Below are 787 nucleotides of genomic sequence, written 5' to 3'. Positions count from 1 at the left end.
GGGGGGGCGCGCGTCGCGAGCGGCTTCGCTCCAGCTACACCACCAGCTGGGACACGACCTCATACGCTCGTACACCGGAACTCGTTTGGTTTTCGAGGCGTGACCGGACCCTACTAATGAAAAGCTTATCAGTTCGTCAGAAGGGCTGGCAGTCCCGCCGCGTCGGCTGGGCGTCCGGAAAACAATGCGAGGCCGTAGCCGAGATTGAAGAAACCGAAAGACAGCAGAGGGCATCCTGACGATGCTGCGTCGGGGATTCAAAACTTCTAGGAGGTGCACTCATGCCGGATGTCGTGAAGGGCGAACGCGAGGCGCGCCGAAAGATCATTCGCCAGTGGATCAGGCTTTCAAGGGAAAAGCGACCGTCCATCGACGAGATTTCCGCCTTCGCCAAGACCGCGGCGCAGCAGAATGCGAAAGCGTTCGTTCCCGGTCGCCGCAGTCCGTATGAGAAGGTCATAGCATGGCTATTGCCTCGTGCGCATCGTAAGGCCTGACAGTTTTCCTTGCAGTGGCGCGGCGAGCTACCATCTATTTCTGCTGGCTTGTAGCGTGGCTTCGGCGGAGGCGGTCCCAAACCCGGCGATTTGTCATTTGAGCAGCCGACCCGTTTTCGATTTGCCATCAATCAGCGAACCACGAACGCGCTTGGTCTTACCATCCCGCAATCACTATTCGTCAGGCCGACGAGGTGATCAAATGATGCTGCGCTGCATGAGTCCGGATGTGGCCCCAAGCGGCCGACCCGGCATGTCCGCTAGACGTCCGCTCCTTGGGGGTGAAGCGG

1 protein-coding gene is annotated in these 787 nt (G+C 59.5%); it reads left to right on the top strand.

Features of this window, described 5'->3' with window-relative positions; genetic code table 11:
- Nucleotides 1-281: 281 nt before the first annotated feature.
- A complete protein-coding gene (locus ACFFWD_RS27265; RefSeq protein WP_376970446.1) occupies nucleotides 282-497 on the top strand; it encodes a hypothetical protein in 216 nt (71 codons plus the stop codon).
- Nucleotides 498-787 lie beyond the last annotated feature (290 nt).

Origin of the sequence: Bradyrhizobium erythrophlei, assembly GCF_042430365.1 — a bacterium.
GTDB lineage: Bacteria > Pseudomonadota > Alphaproteobacteria > Rhizobiales > Xanthobacteraceae > Bradyrhizobium > Bradyrhizobium erythrophlei.
This window is presented reverse-complemented; position numbering and strand designations above follow the sequence as displayed.